The sequence below is a fragment of the Roseateles sp. P5_E11 genome (assembly GCF_054049355.1).
Window position 1 is genome coordinate 1 of the sequence record NZ_JBFUMO010000961.1, and the last position, 1403, is coordinate 1403.

General features: G+C 65.0%; 2 protein-coding genes. One reads left to right on the plus strand and one right to left on the minus strand.

Annotated features, from left to right (window positions below):
• A partial coding sequence (locus ACXJKR_RS32500) for an ATP-binding cassette domain-containing protein (RefSeq protein ID WP_457326370.1) occupies positions 1–732 on the minus strand: 732 nt, incomplete at its 3' end.
• A gap of 94 nt (positions 733–826) precedes the next feature.
• On the opposite strand from ACXJKR_RS32500, the gene ACXJKR_RS32505 reads away from it, so the two are divergent.
• On the plus strand, positions 827–1403 hold a 577-nt coding region (locus ACXJKR_RS32505), incomplete at its 3' end, for an ABC transporter substrate-binding protein (RefSeq protein WP_457326371.1).

The window sequence follows — 1403 nt, forward strand, 5'->3', positions numbered from 1 at the left end:
GTAGTTGCCCTTCCATGGAATGCCATGGCCGCGGTCGAGTTCAAGGATCCATTCGGCCGCGTTGTCCAGGAAGTAGCGATCATGGGTGATGGCCACCACGGTGCCGGGGAAGCGCTGCAGGAACTGCTCCAGCCACTCGACCGACTCGGCGTCCAAGTGGTTGGTGGGTTCGTCCAGCAGCAGCATGTCCGGCTTGGACAGCAGCAGGCGGCACAGCGCCACGCGGCGCTTTTCGCCGCCGGACAGCACGCCGATGACGGCGTCCCACGGCGGCAGGTTCAGCGCGTCGGCGGCCAGTTCCAGCTGCAGGTCGGTGTTCTCGGAGCCGGCGGCGGCAATGATGGATTCCAGCTCGCCCTGCTCTGCAGCCAGCGCGTCGAAGTCGGCGTCCTCTTCGGCATAGGCGGCATAGACCTCGTCCAGGCGCTTCTTCGCGGCAAGCACGCCGCCGATGCCCTCTTCCACGGCCTCACGCACGGTCTGGTCGGGGTTCAGGCGCGGCTCCTGCTCCAGGTAGCCGATCTTGATGCCAGGCATCGGCGTGGCTTCGCCCTCGTACTCCTTGTCGACGCCCGCCATGATCTTCAGGATGGTCGACTTGCCCGAACCGTTCACGCCCAGCACGCCGATCTTGGCGCCGGGGAAGAAGGACAGCGAGATGTCCTTCAGGATGTGGCGCTTGGGAGGAACCGTCTTGTTGACGCGGTTCATTGAAAAGACGTACTGGGCCATGGGCAAATCCTGTGAGGCTGAAACAGCGGCAGGCCCCGGAAGAGGGCCTGCATTGCCTGGTATTGTCGCCGAGCCCGCGTTTCCAGGAAGTCAGATGCTCCGTCTTGCCGCCGCCCTGATCGTTCTCGCCACCGGCCTCGTCCAAGCCCAGACCCTGCGCTGGTCCAGCCAGGGCGACATGCAGACCACCGATCCGCATTCGCAGAACGAGGTCATGACCAACAGCCTGAACAACCAGGTCTACGAGGGCCTGACCCGGCGCGGCAAGGACATGAGCATCGGCCCGGCGCTGGCGACCGAGTGGACCCAGGTTACGCCGCTGATCTGGCGCTTCAAGCTGCGCCCGGGCGTCAAGTTCCACGACGGCACGCCCTTCACCGCCGACGACGTCGTGTTCTCGATGCAGCGCCTGCGCGACCCGAATGCACCGCAGCGCGTCTATGCGAATGCCGTCGGCATCCCGAAGGCGGTGGACCCGCTGACCGTCGTCTTCGCGCTGGACAAGCCCAATCCCATCGTGCCGGAGCTGATAGCCAACCTGTTCATCATGAGCCAGCGCTGGTGCGAGCAGCACCGCGTGACGAAACCGCTGAACTTCAAGCAGCAGGAGGAGTCCTATGCCAGCCAGAACGCCAACGGCACCGGCCCCTTCATGCTGGTCAGCCGACAGC